We start from the raw sequence: 3,794 nt of genomic DNA, 5'->3' as shown, positions 1-3,794 counted from the left end.
CGGTTCTGCCTGGGTGACGGGAGCGACGGCATCGATCCCGCGACCGAGCCGGTGACCTTCCGCTTCGGTTCCTTCGAGCGCAGGTTGCCCCCCGGGTCGTTCCGCTGCCGGGACGGCCGGTGCCTGTTCACCGCCCGCGGCCCGGGCCTGACGCGCCTTCTGATCGCGAAGAACGCGTTCGCCGCGGAGGGCCGCGGCGTCGATCTCGGAGGAACCTCTCTCCCGGTGCAGGTCGTGCTGTCGATCGGAAACGACGTCGGCCGGGGACCGCTGCCGCTCTTCGGTGTTCTCCGGGCCGCTCCCGCCCTTCGAGCGGGAGGAGAGGGGCCGGGGGAGGCTGCGGTCAGGCGCCGGCCCTGAGATCGCCCTGGAGGCAGCGCTCGAGGATCCGCTCGAGCTGCTCCTTCGACACCGGCTTGGCGAGGTACTCGTCCATTCCGGCGGCGAGGCAGCGCTCCCGGTCGCCCTGCATCGCGTTGGCCGTCAGGGCGACGACGACGACGGCGTCGCCTCCGGGCAGCTCGCGGATCCTCCTCGTCGCCTCGAAGCCGTCGATGTCGGGCATCTGGCAATCCATGAAGACCACGTCGAACCGATGGCGCCGGAACAGCCCGACGGCGCCCTCGCCGCTCGTGGACCGCCGGACCTCGCAGCCGAGCCGCTCGAGCATCCTCTCGGTCACCTTGAGATTGATGAGGTTGTCGTCGACGACCAGAACCGAGAGCTTCCGCTCGACGGACGTCCCCGCGGGCCGGGACGCGTCCTCCGGGTGACCGTCGCTCGCCGGCTCGGCCAGGGCCTCGAGGACATCCAGGGGAGCGGCGGGCTCGTGGAGGACCTTCACCCTGGCTTCCACGCCTTCGAACACGCGCTCCGGAAGCCGGTGCCGCGGCGGGAGCAGCACCGCCATCCTCGCCCCGGTGCGCGCGAGGCGCCGCCGGAGTCGGGCGAAGGGGGCGCGCAGGCGCTCGAGGTCGCCGCGGGGCGCGAGGAGAATCGCATCGGCTTCGAGATCGTCCGGGGGGAAACCGGTGAACGGGCTGCGCGCGATCCGCGCTCCGTGCGATTCGAGGAGCGTGCCGTAGAGGTGCGCGACGGCGAGGTTGTCGTGGGCGATGACGACGCGCACGCCGTCGAGGCGCGATGTCGTCGGAGAGCCGGCCGACCCCCCGAGCTCGACGGTGAAGCGGAACTCGCTCCCGCGCCCCGGTTCGCTCGTGGCGCTGATGGTGCCGCCCATGGCGCGAACGATCTCGCGGCAGATCCCGAGCCCCAGACCCGACCCGGTCCGCCTCCGCGCGAACGAGTCCTCGACCTGGACGAACGGCTCGAAGATCCTCTTGAGATCGGCCTCGCGGATCCCGATGCCGGAATCGGCGACCGTCGCGTCGAGGAAGAACGAGTTCTCGCGGCGGCCGGGCCGCGCCGATACGGTCACCGTGATCTGTCCCCGTTCGGTGAACTTGATGGCGTTGCCGATCAGGTTGATGAAAATCTGGCGGAGCCGGTGCGGGTCGCCCGTCGCCTCGCGCGGAACCGGCGGCATGATCGCGTAGGCCAGCTCGAGTCCGGCCTCGCGCGCCTTCGGCATCAGCAGCTGGACGGTGCGATGGATCACCTCGTGGGGGTCGAAGGACATGGTGTGGAGCGTCAGCCTGCCAGCCTCCGCCCGGCTCAGCTCGAGGATGTCGTTGAGGAGGTTGAGCAGCGTGCCGCCCGAGGAGTGAATGATTTCGACCAGCTCGCGCTGCTCCTCGGAGAGGCCGGTGTCGAGAAGCAGCTCGGCCGTCCCCAGGATGCCGTTCATCGGGGTGCGGATCTCGTGGCTCATCGTCGCCAGGAACGTCGATTTCGCCCGCGCCGACTGCTCGGCATCGATCAGCGCCTGCTGCAGCGTCTTGTTGGTGCGCTCCAGCTCCAGCCGCTGGCGGGCGATCTCCCTTGTCCGCTCGGCGACCGTCTCCTCGAGCTCCTGCTGGCGCTTCCTGATCGCGCGCACCCGGTGGCGGTACCCCGCCGTCACCGCGCCGGCGGCCGCCAGCCCGGTGGCCAGGTAGAACCACCACGTGGCCCAGAAGGGAGCGAGGATCGTGAACGAGTAGCGCGCTTCGTTCTCGGACCAGATGCCGGCGGCGTTCGCGGCCCGCACCCGGAACGTGTAGTGCCCCGGCGGGAGGTTGGAGTAGGTGACGCGCGAGTGGCTCGTCACCGGCTGCCACGTCTCGTCGAACCCCTCCAGCATGAACTGGTAGCGGACCTTCTCGGGCGCCGCGAGCGAGATCCCGACGAACTCGAAGGTGAGGTGGTTCTGTCGGTGACCGAACCGCGCCTCGCCGGCGATCGGAACGGGCTTGAAGAAAACCTGCACGCCGGTCAGGTGCACGAGCGGCGGCACCTCGCTGGGGTGGTCGAGCCTCGGGTCGTACTTGACGGCCCCGCTCACGGTGCCGAACCAGATCTCCCCCGTCGGCGCCTTGTACGTGGCGTGCACGTTCGTTTCCACCGGTTCGAAGCCGTCGGCCGGGCCGAAGTGCTGCACCCGGCCGGTCTTCGCCTCGAGACGGTACAGGCCGCCGTTGGTGCCGACCCAGACCGTTCCGTGCCCCTGCGGCTGGACGAGGTAGACGTTCTCGGTGGCGATGGGGGTGCCGGCGGCGCGGTCCTCGAAGCGCTCGCCGTCGAAGCTGTAGAGGCCGCCGTCGTCCGCGGCCACCCACAGCCCACCCGATTCGTCTCCGGCGATCTGGTTGATCCCGAGCCGCTCGATCCCCCGCTCCGGCCCGTAGATGAGCGGCGTCAGGCCCTTCGCCGGCACGACCCGCGCCAGTCCGACGCCGGTGACACCGGCCCAGACGGCCCCGCTCGCGTCGGCATAAACGGCGTACACGCTCGGACGGCGGCCGGCGACCTCGGGCAGCGGGACGATGTCGACCGAGCCGGGCGCTCCCGGCCGCGGTCCACCGGCTGGCGGCACGTAGCGCGCGAACCCCCCGTCCAGGAGCCCCATCCAGAGGTCTCCCGAGGGGCCGCGCTCGATGTCCAGAACGGTGTTCGAAGGCAGGCCGTGCTCGGCGGTCACCGCGAACGCCCGCCCGGTCGCCGGCTCGAAATAGCACAGCCCGCTTCCCTTGGTCGCCAGATAGAGGCCCCCGCCGGGATCGGGCGCGATGTCGCGCACCGGACCGGGGCAGCCGGCCGCCGCCGCGGAGCTGGCGACGGCCCGCAGGTCGCCGGAGGCGAGGTCGACCAGAGCGAGCCCCGCCTCCGTCCCGACCCACAGGCGGTCCTCGCCGGCCGGCCACAGCGCCCAGACCGTGTGCAGCTTCGGGTCCGGCGAGAGCGGATAGGTGCTGAACCGCTCCCCGCGGTAGACCGACAGCCCGCCGCCGTCGGTCCCGGCCCACAGGTGCCCCTCGCGGTCGACCGTCAGGTCGGCGATCGCGTCGTAGGCGAGGCCGGACGACGTTCCGAAGCGGCGCATCGTCCGGCGAGAGTGTCCGGCGGCCAGCGGTTCGAGCTCGTACAGGCCCCGACCGCGGGTGGCGAACCACAGCCGGCCGTACCCGTCCAGGGCGATGTCGGTGACCGCCACGCCCTCGAGCGCAGCCAGCGAGGGGCGCTCCTGAGGCTCGTAGCGCATCGTCCCCACCGGACCCCTCACGGGAACCAGGACCCCGGCGCCCCCGTCGCCCCGCCCGTACCAGATCTCGCCCGAGGGGGCCGCGAACAGGGCGGTGACGGCGACCCCCGGAAGGGCCACGCGGTGCGCCTCGCGCGGGGCAATGTCTTGCCGG

Annotated in this window: 2 protein-coding genes; one reads left to right on the top strand and one right to left on the bottom strand. The window is 71.7% G+C overall.

Translation table 11 applies throughout. The annotated features are described in order from the left end of the window. Positions 1-360, top strand: a 360-nt coding sequence (locus D6718_13975; GenBank protein RMG42349.1) for a hypothetical protein, incomplete at its 5' end; no start/stop codon positions are given. On the opposite strand, the gene D6718_13970 is transcribed toward D6718_13975, so the two are convergent. Further along, positions 344-3,760, bottom strand: coding sequence for a hybrid sensor histidine kinase/response regulator (locus D6718_13970; protein RMG42348.1), 3,417 nt, complete (start codon positions 3,758-3,760; stop codon positions 344-346). The two genes, D6718_13975 and D6718_13970, sit on opposite strands and share 17 nt — an antisense overlap. Between the last annotated feature and the right edge of the window lie 34 nt (positions 3,761-3,794).

Source organism: Acidobacteriota bacterium (assembly GCA_003696075.1).
In the GTDB taxonomy this organism is placed as follows: Bacteria; Acidobacteriota; Polarisedimenticolia; order J045; family J045; genus J045.
The sequence above is the reverse complement of the archived record's forward strand: the minus strand, read 5'-3'. Positions and strand labels throughout refer to the sequence as shown.